The sequence below is a fragment of the Microbacterium rhizosphaerae genome (assembly GCF_034120055.1).
Classification (GTDB): domain Bacteria; phylum Actinomycetota; class Actinomycetes; order Actinomycetales; family Microbacteriaceae; genus Microbacterium; species Microbacterium rhizosphaerae.
In genome coordinates this window covers 1,063,907-1,080,948 of record NZ_CP139368.1, presented here as the reverse complement: position 1 = coordinate 1,080,948, position 17,042 = coordinate 1,063,907, and the positions used below count along the sequence as shown (strand labels likewise).

Annotated in this window: 14 protein-coding genes; 5 read left to right on the top strand and 9 right to left on the bottom strand. The window is 70.0% G+C overall.

Annotation, left to right across the window (positions count from 1 at the left end; genetic code table 11):
* Position 1 precedes the first annotated feature (1 nt).
* The 4 genes from SM116_RS04775 to SM116_RS04760 form a co-directional block, all read right to left on the bottom strand.
* The gene (locus SM116_RS04775) at positions 2 to 880 is read right to left on the bottom strand and encodes a CHAD domain-containing protein (RefSeq protein WP_320943314.1); all 879 of its coding nucleotides are present in this window, start codon (positions 878 to 880) and stop codon (positions 2 to 4) included.
* A 32-nt stretch (positions 881 to 912) separates the two neighbouring features.
* On the bottom strand, positions 913 to 1,740 hold the full coding sequence (ppk2, locus tag SM116_RS04770) for a polyphosphate kinase 2 (protein WP_320943313.1): 828 nt from the start codon (positions 1,738 to 1,740) through the stop codon (positions 913 to 915).
* A gap of 52 nt (positions 1,741 to 1,792) precedes the next feature.
* Positions 1,793 to 4,849, bottom strand: a complete 3,057-nt coding sequence (locus SM116_RS04765; protein WP_320943312.1) for a hypothetical protein — start codon at positions 4,847 to 4,849, stop codon at positions 1,793 to 1,795.
* A gap of 101 nt (positions 4,850 to 4,950) precedes the next feature.
* Positions 4,951 to 5,919: a glycerophosphodiester phosphodiesterase family protein gene (locus SM116_RS04760; RefSeq protein WP_320943311.1), complete on the bottom strand. Its 969-nt coding sequence runs from the start codon at positions 5,917 to 5,919 to the stop codon at positions 4,951 to 4,953.
* A 121-nt stretch (positions 5,920 to 6,040) separates the two neighbouring features.
* Here SM116_RS04760 and SM116_RS04755 point away from each other — a divergent pair, with 121 nt between their 5' ends.
* The 3 genes from SM116_RS04755 to SM116_RS04745 all read left to right on the top strand — a co-directional run bounded on the left by SM116_RS04755 (position 6,041) and on the right by SM116_RS04745 (position 10,452).
* Positions 6,041 to 6,928: a Bax inhibitor-1/YccA family protein gene (locus SM116_RS04755; RefSeq protein WP_320943310.1), complete on the top strand. Its 888-nt coding sequence runs from the start codon at positions 6,041 to 6,043 to the stop codon at positions 6,926 to 6,928.
* 216 nt (positions 6,929 to 7,144) lie between these two features.
* The gene (locus tag SM116_RS04750) at positions 7,145 to 9,949 is read left to right on the top strand and encodes a bifunctional YncE/alkaline phosphatase family protein (RefSeq protein ID WP_320943309.1); all 2,805 of its coding nucleotides are present in this window, start codon (positions 7,145 to 7,147) and stop codon (positions 9,947 to 9,949) included.
* Positions 9,950 to 10,113: 164 nt separating this feature from the next.
* Positions 10,114 to 10,452, top strand: coding sequence for a helix-turn-helix domain-containing protein (locus SM116_RS04745; RefSeq protein WP_320943308.1), 339 nt, complete (start codon positions 10,114 to 10,116; stop codon positions 10,450 to 10,452).
* Position 10,453: 1 nt separating this feature from the next.
* On the opposite strand, the gene SM116_RS04740 is transcribed toward SM116_RS04745, so the two are convergent.
* Positions 10,454 to 11,041, bottom strand: a complete 588-nt coding sequence (locus SM116_RS04740; protein ID WP_320943307.1) for a ClpP family protease — start codon at positions 11,039 to 11,041, stop codon at positions 10,454 to 10,456.
* A complete protein-coding gene (locus SM116_RS04735; RefSeq protein ID WP_320943306.1) occupies positions 11,038 to 11,652 on the bottom strand; it encodes a ClpP family protease in 615 nt (204 codons plus the stop codon). The genes SM116_RS04740 and SM116_RS04735 overlap by 4 nt, the downstream gene beginning before the upstream one ends.
* A gap of 264 nt (positions 11,653 to 11,916) precedes the next feature.
* Between SM116_RS04735 and SM116_RS04730 the strand changes: the two genes are divergently transcribed.
* Together SM116_RS04730 and SM116_RS04725 are read left to right on the top strand one after the other, a co-directional pair.
* Positions 11,917 to 13,155: a DNA polymerase domain-containing protein gene (locus tag SM116_RS04730; protein ID WP_320943305.1), complete on the top strand. Its 1,239-nt coding sequence runs from the start codon at positions 11,917 to 11,919 to the stop codon at positions 13,153 to 13,155.
* The gene (locus SM116_RS04725) at positions 13,152 to 13,463 is read left to right on the top strand and encodes a YciI family protein (RefSeq protein ID WP_320943304.1); all 312 of its coding nucleotides are present in this window, start codon (positions 13,152 to 13,154) and stop codon (positions 13,461 to 13,463) included. The genes SM116_RS04730 and SM116_RS04725 overlap by 4 nt, the downstream gene beginning before the upstream one ends.
* Here SM116_RS04725 and SM116_RS04720 read toward each other — a convergent pair.
* The 3 genes from SM116_RS04720 to SM116_RS04710 form a co-directional block, all read right to left on the bottom strand.
* The gene (locus SM116_RS04720) at positions 13,458 to 14,873 is read right to left on the bottom strand and encodes a glycosyltransferase (RefSeq protein WP_320943303.1); all 1,416 of its coding nucleotides are present in this window, start codon (positions 14,871 to 14,873) and stop codon (positions 13,458 to 13,460) included. The two genes, SM116_RS04725 and SM116_RS04720, sit on opposite strands and share 6 nt — an antisense overlap.
* A 70-nt stretch (positions 14,874 to 14,943) precedes the next feature.
* Positions 14,944 to 16,527 carry a glutamine-hydrolyzing GMP synthase gene (guaA, locus tag SM116_RS04715; protein WP_320943302.1) on the bottom strand — a complete coding sequence of 528 codons (1,584 nt, stop codon included), beginning with the start codon at positions 16,525 to 16,527 and terminating at the stop codon, positions 14,944 to 14,946.
* Positions 16,524 to 17,039, bottom strand: a complete 516-nt coding sequence (locus tag SM116_RS04710) for a DUF3817 domain-containing protein (RefSeq protein ID WP_320943301.1) — start codon at positions 17,037 to 17,039, stop codon at positions 16,524 to 16,526. Before SM116_RS04710 ends, guaA begins: the two co-directional genes overlap by 4 nt.
* Between the last annotated feature and the right edge of the window lie 3 nt (positions 17,040 to 17,042).

Sequence of the window (17,042 nt, the reverse complement as noted above, 5' to 3'; positions counted from 1 at the left end):
ATCAGGGGAGGTCGGATGCGGCGGCCCGCAGCCGCCGGAGCGCTTCGGGCAATCGGTGCAGGTGCGACTCGGCATCGGTCCGTGCAATGGCCTCGATGAAGGGGTAGGCGTCCGAACGCTCCCCCGCGCGTGCGGCGAGCACGCCCTCGCGCACGACGTGCTCCGCGAACAGCAGTGCGTCGCGGTGCCCTCCGAGCGAGTCGTGCAGCGCATCGCCGGCCCCGGCGAGATCCTCGACCTCCGCAGCGTACAGACCGGGTGCCGCGTCGGCCACGGCCTCGGCGACGTAGCGCAGGCGCCGGGCGGCCTTGCGCAGCGCGTGGTACGCGTCATCCGACCCGTCGAGGCGGTGCGCCGCCTTGCCCACCCGCCGCGCTTGCACGCGCAGCACCTCGGCTGCGACTTCCGCGGCGGGAGTGTCGGCGCCGACGATCGCCGGAGCGGCGACGAACGCGCGGAGCATCTCTCGGCGGGCGACCGCGCGTGGTTCGCCGGCGAGCTGCACGAGCCGGGCATGCGCACCGTCGTAGGCGTGGCGTTCCGCCGAGACCAGACGCCGGACGACATCGACATCGTCGACGCCGGCGCGCGCGAGCATCTCCTCGGCGACGGCAGCGCGCACCTCGATGTCACGCACGACCCCGAGCTCGCGTCCCCACTCCGCGTACGCCACGCGCACCCGCTCAGCGGCGCGCGTGTCGAGCTCGTCGCGGAAACCCGCCAGGATGCTGCGCAGCCGCCGGACCCGCACACGCTGCTGGTGCACGCCGTCCGGCGCGTCCGCGAGCGCGGCCTCCTCGGTCGCGGCGATTTCGGCCGCAGCCTTGGTCAGTGCCGGGGCGAGCACCTCGCCGATGGTGCCGATCGATTCGCCTCTCACCTCAGATGTCCCCCTCCGCGTGCCCGTGGCGCCTAGAAGCGGCTCGGCACATATCGGAACGGATAGTGCGGGTCGACGTAGTCGCCCGGATCCTGTCGCTCAGGAAGCACCGGCTCCTCCCGCGGCACCTGCTCGTACGGGATCTGGGTCAGCAGGTGCGAGATGATGTTCAGCCTCGCGCGCTTCTTGTCGTCCGAGACGGCGACGTGCCAGGGAGCGTTGGGGGTGTCGGTCGCCGCGAACATGTCGTCGCGGGCACGCGAGTAGTCGTACCAGCGGCTGTACGATTTCAGGTCCATGTCGGAGAGCTTCCAGATCTTGCGCCCGTCGGTGATGCGAGCGGTCAGCCGCCGCGTCTGCTCCTCGGGGCTGACCTCGAGCCAGTACTTGAGCAGGAGGATGCCCGAGTCGACCATCGACTGCTCGACGAACGGCACTTGCTGAAGGAACTTCTTCGACGTCGCCTCGTCGGTGAACCCCATCACGCGCTCGACCCCGGCCCGGTTGTACCAGCTGCGGTCGAAGATCACGACCTCGCCGGCCGCGGGGAAGTGCGCGATGTAGCGCTGGATGTACATCTGGCTCTTCTCGCGATCGGTCGGCGCGGGCAGCGCGACGACGCGGAAGACCCGCGGGCTCACGCGCTCGGTGATCGCTTTGATCACGCCGCCCTTGCCGGCACCGTCCCGACCCTCGAAGACGATGCAGACCTTGGCGCCGGAGTGCTTGACCCACTCCTGCAGCGCTACCAGCTCGACGTGGAGCTTCTTCAGCTGCTTGTCGTACTTCTTGCGGGACAGAGCTTTCTTCTTGCGGGACAGGGCTTCGTCGGCCGTGTCCTTCTCGTGCTTCTTCGACAACGCCGTCTCCTGACGCTCACACACCGCTCCGCATCGGCGGCGTGGCGCCAGCCTAGACCTGAGCCGTCGACGGATGCGGGGTTCCCCCGGCATCCGTCTTCCGGCGTGACCGCGCCCACGGCAGCGCGAGCAGCACGCCGAGGATGAGCAGTACGGCGCCGAAGCCCGCGGCCGCCCAGGGGGTCACGTCCGGGATGCCGAGGTAGGTCGTGATGCCGAGGATGCGCGACAGACCCCACGGCAGCAGGCCCATCTCGTCGTTCCACGCGGTGAGGGCGGTCTCGAGGCCGATCGCGCCGACCGCGACGGCGGGCACGAGCAGTCCGGCGCCCACGGCGGCGAGGACGAAGCCGGTGGCGCGCCGCGCGCCGAACTGGGCGGCCAGCGCCCAGCCGGCGGCGACGAACACCCACACGAAGAGGGCGAACGCGACGGTGATGTAGATCGTGCGGAGCCCGGGGTCGGTCCAGAACGCGAACCAGTACCCGCCCGGGCCCGTGAACGAGAGGGCGAACAGCGTGAGGACGCAGCGCAGAACGATGACTCCGCCGACGGCGGCGATGACCGGCCACGGCGACCGGCGCCACAGGAACAGCCGCAGCACGACGGCGAACACGAGCCACGCCCCGATGATGACCGCGAGATGCGTCCACGACAGGAAGGAGGTCTGCACGGCCCGCGTCGCGACGAGCAGGGCGGCCGGAACCATGAGCAGGAGCCACCGATCGAGCTCGAGCATGCCGAGGGTCGACTCGCGGGCGCGCCACGGCCGCAGCGACGCGATCCACGCGGCGCGCGCCGCCGCCGCACCGGGCCTGGCGACGAGGCTCGTCCGGGCGGCGATCATGCCGATGACGAGCCACGCCAGCGACAGCGCCAGCAGGCCGCGGGCGATCCACGCCATCGCCTCGTCGCGCTCCCCGCGCTGCACGCCGAGCTGTGCGGCCGTCAGGTTCAGCGCCGGGTGATCGACATCCCCGTCATAGGTCGCGAGGTGCGCGGCAGCGAGCTTCTCGAACCGGGCACGGTCGGAGTCATAGGCAGCCTCGGCAGCGGGCGAACTCGTGTCGTGCCACTGGCCCTGGTGCAGGATCATCGACCGGTATGAGCTGAGCAGCGTGATGGTGTCGAGCTCGTAGTCGAGCGTCGACACGAACGCGTGCCGCATCTCAGGGGTGCGCCAGGTCGAGGCATCCGTCGACGTGACGAGGTCCCGCATCCGCTGGACGTCTGCGATCGCCTTCTGTCCGTCCGCGATGGCGGACTCGACTCCCTGTGCACCCGAGTCCCGCACGATCGCGTAGAGCACGTCGAGCACCGCGGAATCGCCGGTGAGGATGTCCCACTCGAAGATCCACATCATGGGCGGCGGCTGGAGGCCGATCGCGAAGACGCGCTGCTTCGCGAAGGGCGCGACATAGATGCCGTGCTCGATGGCGTCGCGCGAGCTCGTCATCGCCTTCGTGATCGCGTCGACGGTCTTCGGGTCGTCGGAGAACCACTCGCGCGCCCACTTCTCCGTCACGGCGGAGACGTCCGTCTTCGGGTCCCGGGCGAGGGATGCGGCCAGCTGCGTGTTCAGCTCGTACAGCTGCCAGAAGCCCGACTTGAGGTACAGCGACATGGGGCCGGCGCGCCAGGGACCGCCGTCCTGCGTCCACGTCCAGACGCCCTCGATCTTGGGGTTCGCGGCCAGCAGCTTCTGCATCGCCCACTGATACTGGGTGCCGAGGTCGTTGGGGAAGGCGCCGTAGTTCTCGAACTCGCGCCGGCTCTGGAACTCGATGATGCGCCGCTGCGACCCCTGCTCGAGCGTGGTGTTCAGCGGCAGCCACGAGTAGAAGTCGCCGAGCGTGTACTTCGTCGACACGATGAGCTTCGGCGAGTCGATGCCGTCGAGCACCGCCCGGTAGGATGCGTCATCCGTGTGCATGTCGCCCACGTCGCCCACCCCGACCGACCAGGTGCGGAAGATGAGCTCGCGATCCGATGCCTCTGCCTGCTTCGTGAACGCGGTGAGCATCGTGCGCACGGCCTTCACGGACGTGACGTCGAGGGCGGAGTAGTAGTCCCAGCCGGCGACGCCGTAGACGGTGCCCGCCTCGCCGATGCGGATGAGCACGCCGTCCAGGTTCGGCGTGGCCGTGTAGAGCTCGTCGAGGCCCGCGGTGTACACGTCCCACAGCTTCGGGTTCTCGGCATCCAGCGACCCGAACCTGTTCTTCAGGAAGGTCTCGAGCGGCCCGGTGAGCGCGAGCATGTCGGTGCGGAGGTAGACCTTCACACCGAGCTCGTGCGCGCGCGCCCAGAACGGCGCGAACGCCTCGCGCATCGCGAGCGCGCGGGCGCGGTGCTCGTCCCCCCGGGCGTACACGGGGCCGCCCGGTACGTCGTCGAACGTCATGAACTCGGCGAAGCCCGGGAAAGCGACGGCGTTGTACCCGTTCGCGAGCGAGTGCCGCAGGAACGTGTCGAAGTCCTTGTAGGCGGCCGCCAGCGCCGTCTGGTCGATATAGGGGGCCTTCGCCAGGAAGACGTCCTCGAACGCCTTCGACGCGTGGGAGTAGTCGGTGCCGGGAACCCACTGCGCCGGGTCCGGTGCGACCCCGACCGCGCCGAGATCCGTCATCCGCAGGGGCAGCTTCGACGCGGCGTGCGTTCCGATGAGGGTGCTGAGCGGCTCGGATGCGCGCACCTGCGCGGCCAGGTCGTAGATGCCGCGCACCGCACCGGACTCCGTGGATGCGTGGATGCGAAGCGCAGACGCATCCCCCTGGAGCGTGTACCCGTCGTCCGTGCCCTGCGGGGCGTCGTCGACCGCGATCGAGACGGTGCCCGCATGTGTCGTCGCTGCCCCGACGGCGGACCGCAGTTCGTCGAGCGCGACGCCGACGCGCATCGACCGCGGAGCGGAGATCGTCCCGAGTTCGGGCGGTGCGACGGCGACGGCCGCTTGGGCTGCCACGGGAGCGGCGGGCTGCATCTGCTCGGCGTGCTCGGTGCGGATGCCGAGCGCATCACCGACCTCGTAGGCGACTCCGAGACCCATCGCCAGGAGCACGATCCCGGTGACGACGGCGACGATTGCGCGTCGCCTCGCCGTGATCATCCCTAGATCCTAAGTGCGGGTTAACGGTCGTTCACACGCTTTCGGTGACGGCGCGATAACGATCGGCCGCGGGTTCACCGCATCCGGCGGCTCGTGGACGGTCAGCCCTGGAACGCGCGAACGCCCAAGTCGGCGTGGTCGACGAACACGCCGTCGACGCCGAGGTCGCGGATCGCCGTCCACTCCCGCCGGTAGTCGCCGAAGGCGGCGACACCGCCGATCCGTCGGTGCCGAGGAGAGAGGAAGATGTTCTCCGGCCGGCACGTCCAGGCGAAGACGGTGAGGCCGCGTTCGTGCGCGTCGGCGACGACCCGTGGATGCCGGCGCAGCAGCACCTGCTTGTCCACGCTGATCCCGTCGACCCGGCCGACGAGGGCGTCGAGCCCGGCCGGCGACATGAGCTCGGCGTAGGGCACGGGTTCGCCGGCGGCGACGAGGTCGTACGGGCCGCCGGAGGCCTCCATGAGGAAGACGGAGGTCGCCGCGACGCCGGCCTCCTTGACCCGGTCGAGCACGGATGCCTCGAACGACTCGATCCACAGCGGCCTCTGCCCCGTCGCCCAGTCCGCGTTCCGGAGCTCCGCGGCGACGAGGGCCGAGACATCCCACCCGATCGATGCGAAGTAGGTCGCGTGCTTGATCTCCACGACGACCCCGAGGTCGCGACCGGTGCGTGCCGACTCGTCGCGGGCGAGATCGAGCACGTCGCGCAGACAGAGGATGGGCTCCTCCCCGTCGTGCTCGGCGCTCGCCCGGCGGATGCGAGGCAGCCGCTCGCGGGCGCGGAGGGTCGCGAGCTCGGCCCAGTCGAAGTCCTCGGCGAACCAGCCTGTGAGCTCCTCGCCGTCGACTGTCCTGGTCGCGCGGCGGTCGGCGAACTCGGGATGCTCCGCCACATCCGTCGTCCCGGAGATCTCGTTCTCGTGCCGCACCACGAGCACGCCGTCGCGCGAGACGACGACGTCGGGCTCGACCGCATCCGCTCCCATCGCGAACGCCAGCAGATAGGAGGAGCGGGTGTGCTCGGGACGATAGCCCGGGGCGCCGCGATGCCCGATGACGATGGTCACGCAGGAAAGGCTATGCGGCTCCGAGGGGTCTCCCAGTATCAACCGAGCACTCGGCGGTGTCCGACGACTATCGTGGGGATGGACATCACAGTGGTGTCCACCAAACAGGAGTGTGACGAGCATGGTCTCGGCGAACCCCGCCTTCAACAACCCGGCCTTCCAGGATCCGCGCAAGACCCAGGGAGCGACCGTCGGCGGTCAGACCGCCTACACGCCGCCGCCCGCCGTCGATGTGGCGACCCAGGCAAAGCTCGAAGGCGCCTTCGCGGCGCCCCCGGCCGGCGCACGCGAGACCGGCCGCATGACCATCGAGGACACGGTCTGGAAGACCGTGGGCCTCTTCGCGATCCTCTTGGTCACATCGGTCGTCGGATGGGTCTGGACGATGGCGCCGGTCACGGCGGCCAACCCGCAGCCCACCGCGATGCCGTGGATCATCGGCGCCCTCGGCGGCTTCGTGCTCGCCATGGTCATCTCCTTCTCGAAGAAGGTGCGCCCGGCGCTCATCTTCGCGTACGCCGCGCTCGAGGGTCTGTTCGTCGGATCGATCTCGGCGTTCTTCGAGTTCCTCTTCCCGGGCATCGTCGTGCAGGCCACGCTCGCGACCCTCTCGGTCGTCGGCGTCACGCTGGCGCTGTTCGCCAGCGGCAAGGTCCGTGCGTCGAAGCGCGCGACGAAGATCTGGATGATCGCGATGATCGGCTACCTGGTCTTCTCGCTGATCAATGTCGTCCTGATGCTCTTCCGTGCTCCGATCGCGGGCGGCGCGTTCGGGATGCTGAGCCAGCCGAGCTTCCTCTTCGGCATCCCGTGGGGCGTCCTGATCGGCGTCTTCGTCGTCATCATGGCGGCGTACTCCCTCGTGCTCGACTTCGACATGATCCAGCAGGGCGTCCGCAACGGCGCCCCGCGTCAGTACGGCTGGATCGGCGGCTTCGGCATCATGGTGACGGTCGTCTGGCTGTACATCGAGGTCCTCCGCATCCTCGCCATCGCGCGAAGCAACTAGCTGCAAGACGTACGACGGCCGCCCGGGATCCCGGGCGGCCGTCGTCGTTTCCGCGCGTGAGCCCTCATTCCGAGCAAGCTCACATGAGACCGCCCTCATGTGACATTCATCCGTCGTTCTCGACGCCGATCATCGGCCGTCTCCCCGCATCCCTAGCGTGCTCGAGGGGATCCCCCAGCGGATCCCCGGCAGGTCACGACCTTCGGAAGGGACATCATGCACGAGGCACGTCAAGGCGCCGGCGGACAGCCGCAGCGCAAGCGTCGGCTGAGCAGGCGGGCGCTGTTCATCAGCGCGGCCGCCGGCTGCGCGGTCGCCGTCGTCGGCGGGGGCATCGCCACCGCGTCGACGATCGGTTTCGGCGCCGACCAGGTCGGCACGCAGTACAGCGAGGGCATCCAGATCTCCGACAACCAGATCATCAAGCCGATCGGCGATCGACTGGTGACGAACAACGGAAAGTTCATGGGCTCGACCGTGAGCCCCGACGGCCGCTTCCTGGCCGCGACCAGCACCGACAAGTCCGTCGCACTGCAGGTCTTCGATCTGCAGTCGTACAAGCTCATCTGGACCGTGGGGACCGCCTCGGGCGTCAACGAGAAGCTCTCCGACGGCACCGTGGGCCAGGAGGGGCCGACATTCTCGCCGGATGGGAAGTTCCTCTGGCTCCCGGAGGCGACGGGCCTCACCCGCTTCCCGGTGAACGCAGACGGCACGCTCGGCGCCGGCGTCAAGGTGACGATCCCGACCGTGGCCGGCACGCGGGCCCTCACCGGCAAAGCCGTCTACTCCCCCGACGGCGCGACGCTGTACGCCGCGGTCAACGGTCAGAACACCGTCGTCGCGATCGATCCCGTCGCGGGCACGATCAGCCGCACCTGGAACGTCGGGATCGCACCGCGCAGCCTGCAGTTCGTCGGCGATCGGCTCTACGTGAGCAACGAGGGCGGCCGCACGGCGACCGCGGGCGACACGACGATCAACTCCTACGGCACCCAGGTGCCCGCGGACGCCTTCCTCGGCACGTCGACCACGGGAACGGTCAGCGTCATCGACACGACGGATCCCGCGGCCGCCGTCGCATCGGTCGGCGTCGGCCTGCACCCGACGGCGATGCACCTGGAGGGCACCACCCTCTACGTGGCGAACACCAACAGCGACACCGTCTCGGTCATCGACACCACGACCGACCAGGTCGTGCAGACGATCAGCACGCAGCCGTGGACGAAGTCGACGGTCGGCTACGAGCCCACCGGCATCGCGGTCGTCGACGGACACCTGCTCGTCACGCTCGGCCGTGCGAACGCGATCGCGGTGTACTCGGTCGAGAAGGACCCGCGCTCGCCCGCCAGCCTCGTCGGACTCCTGCCCACGGACTACTACCCGGCGGCGATCGCGAGCGCGAACGGCCGGATCGTGGTGACCAACACGCGCGGCATCGACGCGCGCGGGCCGGAGCTGACCTTCAACAAGGGCCAGGGCACCGTCTCTGCGACCGGTCACGGCACGCACTCCACCACCGCGTCGCTGACACGGTTCGCGCTGCCGAGCGACAAGGACATCGCGAAGTACACGGCGACGGTGTTCGCGCAGAACGGCTGGACCGACAACTCGCTGCAGCAGGCGAACGGCCAGAAGGCCGCCGCCGTGCCGGTCCCCGCTCGTGTCGGCGATCCCTCCACCATCAAGCACGTGTTCCTGCTGGTGAAGGAGAACCGCACCTACGACCAGGTGTACGGCGACATGACGCAGGGCAACGGCGACGCGACGCTCGCCCAGTTCGGCCAGAAGGTCACGCCGAACCAGCACGCGCTGGCGACGCAGTTCGGGCTGTACGACAACACGTACGACATCGGCACGAACTCCGCCGAGGGCCACAACTGGCTCATGCAGGGCGACAACCCCGAGTACACCGAGTCGAGCGCGGGCGAATACACGCGGTCGTATGACACCGAGGACGACGTGCTCGGCCACCAGCGCTCGGGCTTCCTGTGGACCGCGGTCGCGCAGGCGGGCGGCACGGCGAAGAACTTCGGCGAGTTCACGCAGTTCGAGACGAAGCCGGCGACGGCGACCTGGCAGAACTACTACTGCGCGGCGAGCAGCGTCATGGGCGGCGGCGACCCGGCACAGCTGACGGATGCGTCGATCAAGCAGGACACCGAGTCGCCGATCCCGTCGCTCAACGCGATCACGGACCACGACTACCCGAAGTTCGACACGGCGATCCCGGACACCTACCGGTACGAGATCTGGAAGCAGGACTTCGAGAAGAACGGGCCGGCGTCGCTGAACATGATGTGGCTGTCGAGCGACCACACGGGCGGCACCGCCGACCCCGAGGCGCAGGTCGCCGACAACGACCTGGCGGTCGGCAAGATCGTCGACGAGATCTCGCACAGCAAGTACTGGCAGGACTCCGCGATCTTCGTGCTCGAGGACGACAGCCAGGACGGTGCCGACCACGTCGACGGCCACCGCTCGCCGGTGCAGGTGATCAGCCCGTGGGCGCAGCACGGCAAGACCATCGACACGTACTACTCGCAGATCTCGGTCGTGCGCACGATCGAGCAGATCCTCGGTGCCCAGCCGCTCAACGAGAAGATCGCGGCGGCCACGCCGATGTATGACGCGTTCGCCGGCAAGGCCGACACGACGCCGTACACGTCCGTGCGCAACGAGGTCCCGCTCACCGAGGGCGTCGTGACGGCTCCGTCCTGCGGTCTGGACACGCTCGGCCAGACCGGCGCGGCAGCGGCGAAGGTGAACGCGGATGCGGCGGCCGCGGCATCCGTCCCGGCCTCCGAGAAGGAGGTCGCGGCCAAGTGGGAGAAGTGGGCCCAGGGCGAGGCTCTCACCGGCAACGGTGCAATCCCCGACGAGGCCGACCCGGCTCTCATGAACCGCTGGACGTGGTACCAGACGCACAACTGGACCACCCCGTACCCGGGCGGCAAGAAGATCCTCGCGCCCGACCAGGTTGCCCCGACGGCGGCCGGCACGACCGACGCCGACGGCTGATCCATCAGACGACGAGAGCCCCCGCGCGTTGCGGGGGCTCTCGTCATGAGCAGCGGGCGCGGAGCGCGGCGCGCTCGCGGCCATCTGACGGCCCTTCCGCCGTCGGCGTTCTGCTGTGGGCGGAAGACCGGGACGGATGCCGACCCCCGGCCTATCGTGGCGACATGGCCGAGATCATCCCCTTCCCCGTACGACCGGTCGTCCCCGAGACCGCGCCGGCGCATCCCGCGCCGCCCGAGCTCGCGCCGCTGTGGCGGGAGGCCGTCGGCGATGTGCTCCGCACCGCCCGGCACGAGCGCGGCGATCGCCTCAGTGACACTGCACGGCGGTCCGGCGTCTCGCCGCAGTACCTCTCCGAGATGGAGCGTGGACTCAAGGATCCGTCGAGCGAGATGCTCGCCGCCGTCGCGGGTGCTCTCGACCTCACGCTGCACGATCTCACGAGGGCGGTCTCGGAGCGGCTGGCGCCCGCATCCACCGGTGCCGTCCTCCGCGTCGCATAGCTCAGCCGCGCTCCAGCACGCGGTCGACCAGCCCGTAGGCCACGGCGTCGGCCGCCGTGAAGACGCGGTCGCGGTCGGTGTCGGCGCGCAGGCGCGCCGCATCCTGTCCCGTGTGCTTCGCGAGCAGGTCCTCGACCTCCGCCCGCACGCGCACCAGCTCATCGGCCTGCAGGATGAGGTCCGGGATCGCCCCGCGCCCCTGCCCGGCGGGCTGATGCAGCACGACCCGGGCGTGCGGCAGCACCGCGCGCTTGCCCGGCGCGCCGGCTGCGAGCATGACCGCGCCGACGCCGACGGCCTGCCCGATGCACGTGGTCGCGACATCCGGACGCACGTGCTGCATGGTGTCGTAGACGGCGAGCATGGCAGCCTCGTCTCCGCCCTCGCAGTTGATGTAGAGCTGGATGTCGCGCTCCTGGCTGTCGGCATCCAGGTGCAGCAGCTGCGCGATGAGCGCGTTGGCGACGCCCGCGTCGATCCCGGTGCCGAGATAGACGACCCGCTCGGCGAGCAGATGCGAGTAGACGTCCATGATGCGGTCGCCGCGCGGATCGCGGCTGATGACGCTCGGGATCGTGTAGCTGCTCATGCCGCCACCCCCAGGCCCGCGGGACGCTTGCGGCGGGGCGAGATCTCGGCGAAGTCGGCCACGATCGCGTCGATGAATCCGTAGTCGAGAGCCTCGGACGCCGTATACCAGCGGTCGTGCAGCGAGTCGTCGAAGATCCGCTCGAGCGGCTGACCGGTGTCCTGCGCGACCAGGGCGAGCACGGTGTCGCGGGTGTAGCGCAGGTCGGCGGCCTGCACCTCGACGTCGACCGTCGTCCCGCCGATGCCCGCCGAGCCCTGGTGCATCAGGATGCGCGCGTGCGGCAGCGCCCGCCGCTTGCCCGGCGTGCCCGCGGACAGCAGGAACTGCCCCGCGCTGCACGCGAGACCGAGGGCGAGGGTCGAGACATCGTTCGGGATGAGCTGCATCACGTCGCGGATCGCCAGCATCGCGGGGACCGATCCGCCCGGCGAATGGATCCAGAGCGCGATGTCGGAGGACGCATCCTCCGCGGCGAGTGCGAGCAGCTGCGTCGCGAGCAGGGTGCCGTTGTCGTCGTCGAGGGGGCCGTCGAGGACGAGCACCCGCTGCTGATAGAGCTCCCGGCGGGCCTCGCCGCCGAACACCGGGATCTTCGTGTCTTCTGCCATGGCCCCACTGTCGCGCGGTCTCTGCCGCGGCAGGCGGTGTTCGTCCCGCGGCGGATCCGCCGCCCGCGGATCCGCCCAGCGCAGAAGGATCGGTTCCTCGTCGCCGAGCGATCGCCGTCGGCGCCTCACCTCGCGCGGCGCGTTCGGGATTCAGGAGATCCGGCGGCTGACGGGGTCGACCCCGCGGAATCGCGGGAGGCGCCGGCCGCGCGGCAGTCGCTTGGACTGAATCGTGAACCTCGAGGCACGAGTAACCTGGCGCTCATGGCAGGGCGAGCCGAGACGTTCCTCGAGATCGGCGACCACGAGGTGCGCGTGTCGCACCCGGACAAGGTCGTCTTCCCCGAACCCGGGCTGACGAAGCTCGACATCGTCGAGTACTACGTCGCCGTCGCCGACGGCGCACTGCGCGGTGCGGGGGGCCGGCCGATGGTGCTCAAGCGCTTCGTGAAGGGCATCGACGCCGAGCCGTTCTTCCAGAAGCGGGTGCCCGAGCATCCGGACTACATCGGCACCGCGGTGCTGCACTACGCCTCGGGCCGCTCGGCCGAGGAGGCGGTGGTGACGGATGCTGCCGGCCTCGCCTGGATCGCCAACCTGGGCTGCCTCGACCTGAACCCGCACGGCGTCCGCGCCGACGACCTCGAGCACCCGGACGAGCTGCGCGTCGACCTCGACCCGATGCCGGGCGTGGACTGGCCGCAGATCGTCGACGTGGCGTTCGTCGCGCGCGAGGTGCTCGATGACCACGGTCTGGTGGGCTGGCCGAAGACGAGCGGATCGCGGGGCATGCACATCCTCGTCCGGATCCGGCCGGAGTGGGATTTCGCGACCGTGCGCCTCGCGGCGGAGACGCTCGCGCGCGAGGTCGAGAACCGGGCTCCGGGCCTCGCCACCGCTCGGTGGTGGAAGGAGGAGCGGGGCGAGAGCGTGTTCGTCGACTTCAACCAGAACGCGAAGGACCGCACCGTCGCATCGGCCTATTCGATCCGTCCGCTTCCGGATGCCCGGGTGTCGACCCCGCTCGCGTGGGACGAGGTGCGCGTGCGCCGTCCGGAGGGGTTCACGGTGCGGTCGGTCCGCGAGCGCTTCGCGGAGATCGGCGATCCGCACGAAGGCATCGATCGGGATGCCGGTTCCCTCGACGCGCTGCTCGCGCTCGCGAAGGAGCTCGGCCCCTCCGAGAAGCCTCCGCGCGGCGGCGACGGATCGGGACGCCGGGTGTCCACGATGCCGCTCATCGAGGTCGCCCGCACCAGGACCAAGCCCGAGGCGGTGGACGCGCTCGAGCAGTGGAAGGCGTCGCACGCCTCCGTCGCCGCGCAGCTGCAGCCGGCCGACGTACTCGTCGACGGCATGCGCGGCTCGAGCTCCCTCTGGTACCGGGTGCGCATCAACCTCCAGCACGTGCCCGAGGCCGAGCGGCCCGCGCAGGAGGCGCTGATCGCGGACTACGATCCGTGGGCCGGGAAGGTCTGGCCGGGAAGGGAGGACCCGTCATGACCGACGGAGACCGCCCGCAATGGGTGGAGCATTTCCTGCTGCTGTACTTCTCCGAACGGGGAGCCCGCGAGCGCATCGGCGCGCTCTTTCCCGCACACAACGCGTACGGTCAGCGCTTCCGCACAGAGCGTCCCGGAGAGCTCGTCATGATCGGCCCCTTCCCCGTGCCGGAAGACGATCAGCCCGGAGCGATGGCGATCTTCCGCTCCGCCGCGAGCGCCGAGGAGTTCGCCGCAGCCGACCCGTTCGTCATCGAGGGGGCGGTGAGCGAGTGGCGGATCCGGCCGTGGCTTGTTTCGCCGTCATGACGGCGTGCGGCGCGACGGCCGGGATACGGCGCCCTCGATCGCCGCGATGAGCAGGCCGCGAACGACATCCGGCGCGAGGTCCGCCGCCACCTCCGGAGCCCGCGCCGCGAGCACGGCGCGCCTCTCGTCGTCCCGCAGGAGCGCGATGACCGCGTCGGCGAGGCCGTCGATGTCGCCGGACGGCACGACGATCCCGGCATCCTGGATCGTCTCGCGCGGTCCGTAGCGCACGTCGTACGAGACGGCGGGGATGCCGCGCGCCAGTGCCTCCGCCGTCGACAGGCCCTGCCCCTCGTAGGCGGACGAGGCGAGGAAGAGGGATGCACCGGCGAACACCGCCTCGCGGTCGTCGACGTGGCCGTGCAGGGTGACCGACCCGGCGAGGTCGAGCTCCTCGATGAGCTGCTGCAGCTCGTCGCGCAGCGGTCCCCCGCCGTAGACGTCGAGGGTCGCGTCGGGAACCGCCTCGACGACCGTCGCCCATGCCCGGATGGCGTGGTCCACGCGCTTCTGCGGCGCCAGCCGGTTCAGCATGACCACCCGGTGGGAAACGGCCGTCGAGCCCGTCGAAGCGTCGCGGCCCGCGCCGTGCGCAGGGCTCGACCCCTCGACAGGCTCGGGAGCCTGGGTGGAGCGCGCGATCTGCTCGACCGCATTCGGCACGACGGCATACGTGTCGTGGCCGCCGAAGCGCGCCGACACCTCCTCGCGCTGCGCGGCCGTCGGCCAGAGCACCACGTCGAAGCTGCCGGCGACCGCGAACCAGCGACGCCACAGCGCGTTGATCGGACCGTCCGGGTCGTCGTACGGCGGCTCGAGGTGCGAGTTGTGGATGGTGTGGACGATCCGCACACCGGGGTCGTCCCATCCGGCGATCAGCTCGCCGAGCTGCCGCGACTCGCACACGAGCACGACGACGCGCTCCGGGGCATCCGCGCGCAGCTCGTCGACGACGTGCTGAAGCCACGCCAGGTACAGCCCGCGGAATCCTGCGATCACGCCGGCGCCGCGCACGACCACCGCGGCATCGGTGAGGTGCCAGTCCGGGTCGCCCGGGATGACGGGGATCGACACCACCCCGCCGACATCGCGGTACCCGACATCGGGCGTCGGCTCTCCCGGCACCGCGGCATCGCGCAGCCACGAGGGATCGGCGAGAGCGTCGTCGAACAGGTTCCGGAAGCGGTCGACGGATGCCGCGTCCCCCCGCCGCACGAACTCCGCGCGCTGCTCGGCGTGCGCCTCGGGTGCCCCCGGGTCCACAGTCAGCAGCGTCACCGTGCCGGCGCCGGCCTCCTCGAGCAGTCGCGCCCGGGCGAGTGTCGCCACGGTGTAGCCGCCGTCCAATCCCGGGATGAGCCGGCTCGACAGCACAGCGTATGCGGCATCGGGCAGCGTGGGTCGGGTCACCGTCTCATCCTCCCGCACGGCCCCCAGACGACGGATGCCGCGGGCACAGGCCCGCGGCATCCGTTCACGTTCACTCCCACTCGATGGTCCCCGGGGGCTTCGACGTGACGTCGAGCACGACGCGGTTCACCTCGCGCACCTCGTTGGTGATGCGGTTCGAGATCTTCGAGAGGACGTCGTAGGGCAGGCGCGTCCAGTCCGCGGTCATGGCGTCCTCGCTGGAGACCGGACGCAGCACGATGGGGTGGCCGTACGTGCGGCCGTCGCCCTGCACGCCGACCGAGCGCACATCGGCGAGCAGCACGACCGGGCACTGCCAGATCTCGCCGTCGAGCCCCGCCGTGCTGAGCTCCTCGCGCGCGATGGCATCCGCGTCGCGCAGGATCTCGAGGCGATCGCGAGTGACTTCGCCGATGATCCGGATGCCGAGGCCCGGTCCCGGGAAGGGTTGGCGGCCGACGATGGCCTCGGGGATGCCGAGCTCCCGGCCGATCGCGCGCACCTCGTCCTTGAACAGGGTGCGCAACGGCTCGATGAGGTCGAAGTCGAGGTCGTCGGGAAGACCCCCCACATTGTGGTGCGACTTGATGTTCGCGGTGCCGGTACCGCCGCCGGACTCCACGACATCCGGGTACAGCGTGCCCTGCACGAGGAACTTGATCGGCGCGCCCTCTGCCTTGGCCTCGTCGACGAGCTCGCGCTGCACCTTCTCGAACGCGCGGATGAACTCGCGGCCGATGATCTTGCGCTTCTCCTCGGGGTCCGTCACGCCGGCGAGGTGGCCGAGGAAGGTGTCCGCGGCATCCACCGTGATCAGGCGCACGCCCGTCGAGGCGACGTAGTCCTGCTCGACCTGTTCGCGCTCGCCCTTGCGGAGCAGGCCGTGGTCGACGAACACCGCCGTCAGCTGGTCGCCGATGGCCTTGTGCACCAGGGCGGTCGAGACCGCGGAGTCGACACCGCCGGACAGGGCGGAGATGACCCGCGCATCGCCGACCTGCTCGCGGATGCGCTCCACCTGCTCGGCGATGACGTTGCCGCTGTTCCAGTCGGCGGGAAGGCCCGCCGCCCGGTGCAGGAAGTTCTCGATCACGCGCTGGCCGTAGTCCGAGTGCTTGACCTCGGGGTGCCACTGCACGCCGTAGAGGCGCTTCTCGTCGTTGCTGAAGGCCGCGACCTCGGTCGCCCCCGTCTTGGCCAGGACCGTGAAGCCCTCCGGCGCCTCGGCGACCTGGTCGCCGTGGCTCATCCACACGTTCTGCTCGCTCGGCTGGCCGCCGAGGAGCACGCCGCCGTCGCCGGTGATCACGGCATCCGTCGCGCCGTACTCCCGCAGCCCGGTGTTCGCGACCCGCCCGCCCAGAGTCTGGGCCATGACCTGGAAGCCGTAGCAGATGCCGAGCGTGGGCACGCCCAGCTCGAGCACATCGGGGTCGAGGCGCGGAGCGCCCTCCTCGTACACCGACGAGGGGCCGCCGGTGAGGATGATGCCCACCGGGTTCTTCGCGGCGATGTCGGCGGCCGTCGCGTCGTGGGGCACGATCTCGCTGTAGACGCCGGCCTCGCGCACGCGACGCGCGATCAGCTGCGCATACTGTGCGCCGAAGTCGACGACGAGGACGGGACGCTGTGAGGTCTCGGGCTGGTCGGTCATCGAGCTCCTTCGGATCGCGAGGGGGTGGCCGAGCTTTCGGAATCGGTGGATGCGTCGCCCGCCATCTCGGCGACGACGGCGGCCTCGCGCTCCTGCATGTACCGCTTGACGTCGCGCGCGACGATGCCCTCCATGATGAAGGACAGGAAGGGCACGATGCCGCCGGCGGCCAGCAGCAGGAAGCGCCAGAACGGCCACCGCATGAGGCTCCACACGCGGAAGCACGAGAACAGGTAGACGACGTAGAACCAGCCGTGGACCACGAGGATCGACATCGACACGTTCAGACCGTCGCCCGAGGACTCGGTACCGTGCGGACCTTCGATCACGGGTGCGAAGGAGAGGAATCCGCCGGATCCCCCGAGGAAGAGCTCGTGTCCGAAGGCGTACTTGACGATCATCTCGGCGCAGAGCAGAAGCAGGAACGTACCCGTGATCACCGAGCAGATCTGATAGAACTTCAGCGCGCCGCGGATCGCCGGAAAACTGGCGATCTTGGGGGCGGGAGGCATGCC

Bases quoted from the DNA above. Each gene is read 5' to 3' on its own strand.
- SM116_RS04765 (WP_320943312.1), bottom strand. From the start codon at position 4,849: ATGATCACGGCGAGGCGACGCGCAATCGTCGCCGTCGTCACCGGGATC.
- SM116_RS04755 (WP_320943310.1), top strand. From the start codon at position 6,041: ATGGTCTCGGCGAACCCCGCCTTCAACAACCCGGCCTTCCAGGATCCG.
- SM116_RS04750 (WP_320943309.1), top strand. From the start codon at position 7,145: ATGCACGAGGCACGTCAAGGCGCCGGCGGACAGCCGCAGCGCAAGCGT.
- SM116_RS04745 (WP_320943308.1), top strand. From the start codon at position 10,114: ATGGCCGAGATCATCCCCTTCCCCGTACGACCGGTCGTCCCCGAGACC.
- SM116_RS04740 (WP_320943307.1), bottom strand. From the start codon at position 11,041: ATGAGCAGCTACACGATCCCGAGCGTCATCAGCCGCGATCCGCGCGGC.
- SM116_RS04735 (WP_320943306.1), bottom strand. From the start codon at position 11,652: ATGGCAGAAGACACGAAGATCCCGGTGTTCGGCGGCGAGGCCCGCCGG.
- SM116_RS04730 (WP_320943305.1), top strand. From the start codon at position 11,917: ATGGCAGGGCGAGCCGAGACGTTCCTCGAGATCGGCGACCACGAGGTG.
- SM116_RS04725 (WP_320943304.1), top strand. From the start codon at position 13,152: ATGACCGACGGAGACCGCCCGCAATGGGTGGAGCATTTCCTGCTGCTG.
- guaA (WP_320943302.1), bottom strand. From the start codon at position 16,527: ATGACCGACCAGCCCGAGACCTCACAGCGTCCCGTCCTCGTCGTCGAC.
- SM116_RS04710 (WP_320943301.1), bottom strand. From the start codon at position 17,039: ATGCCTCCCGCCCCCAAGATCGCCAGTTTTCCGGCGATCCGCGGCGCG.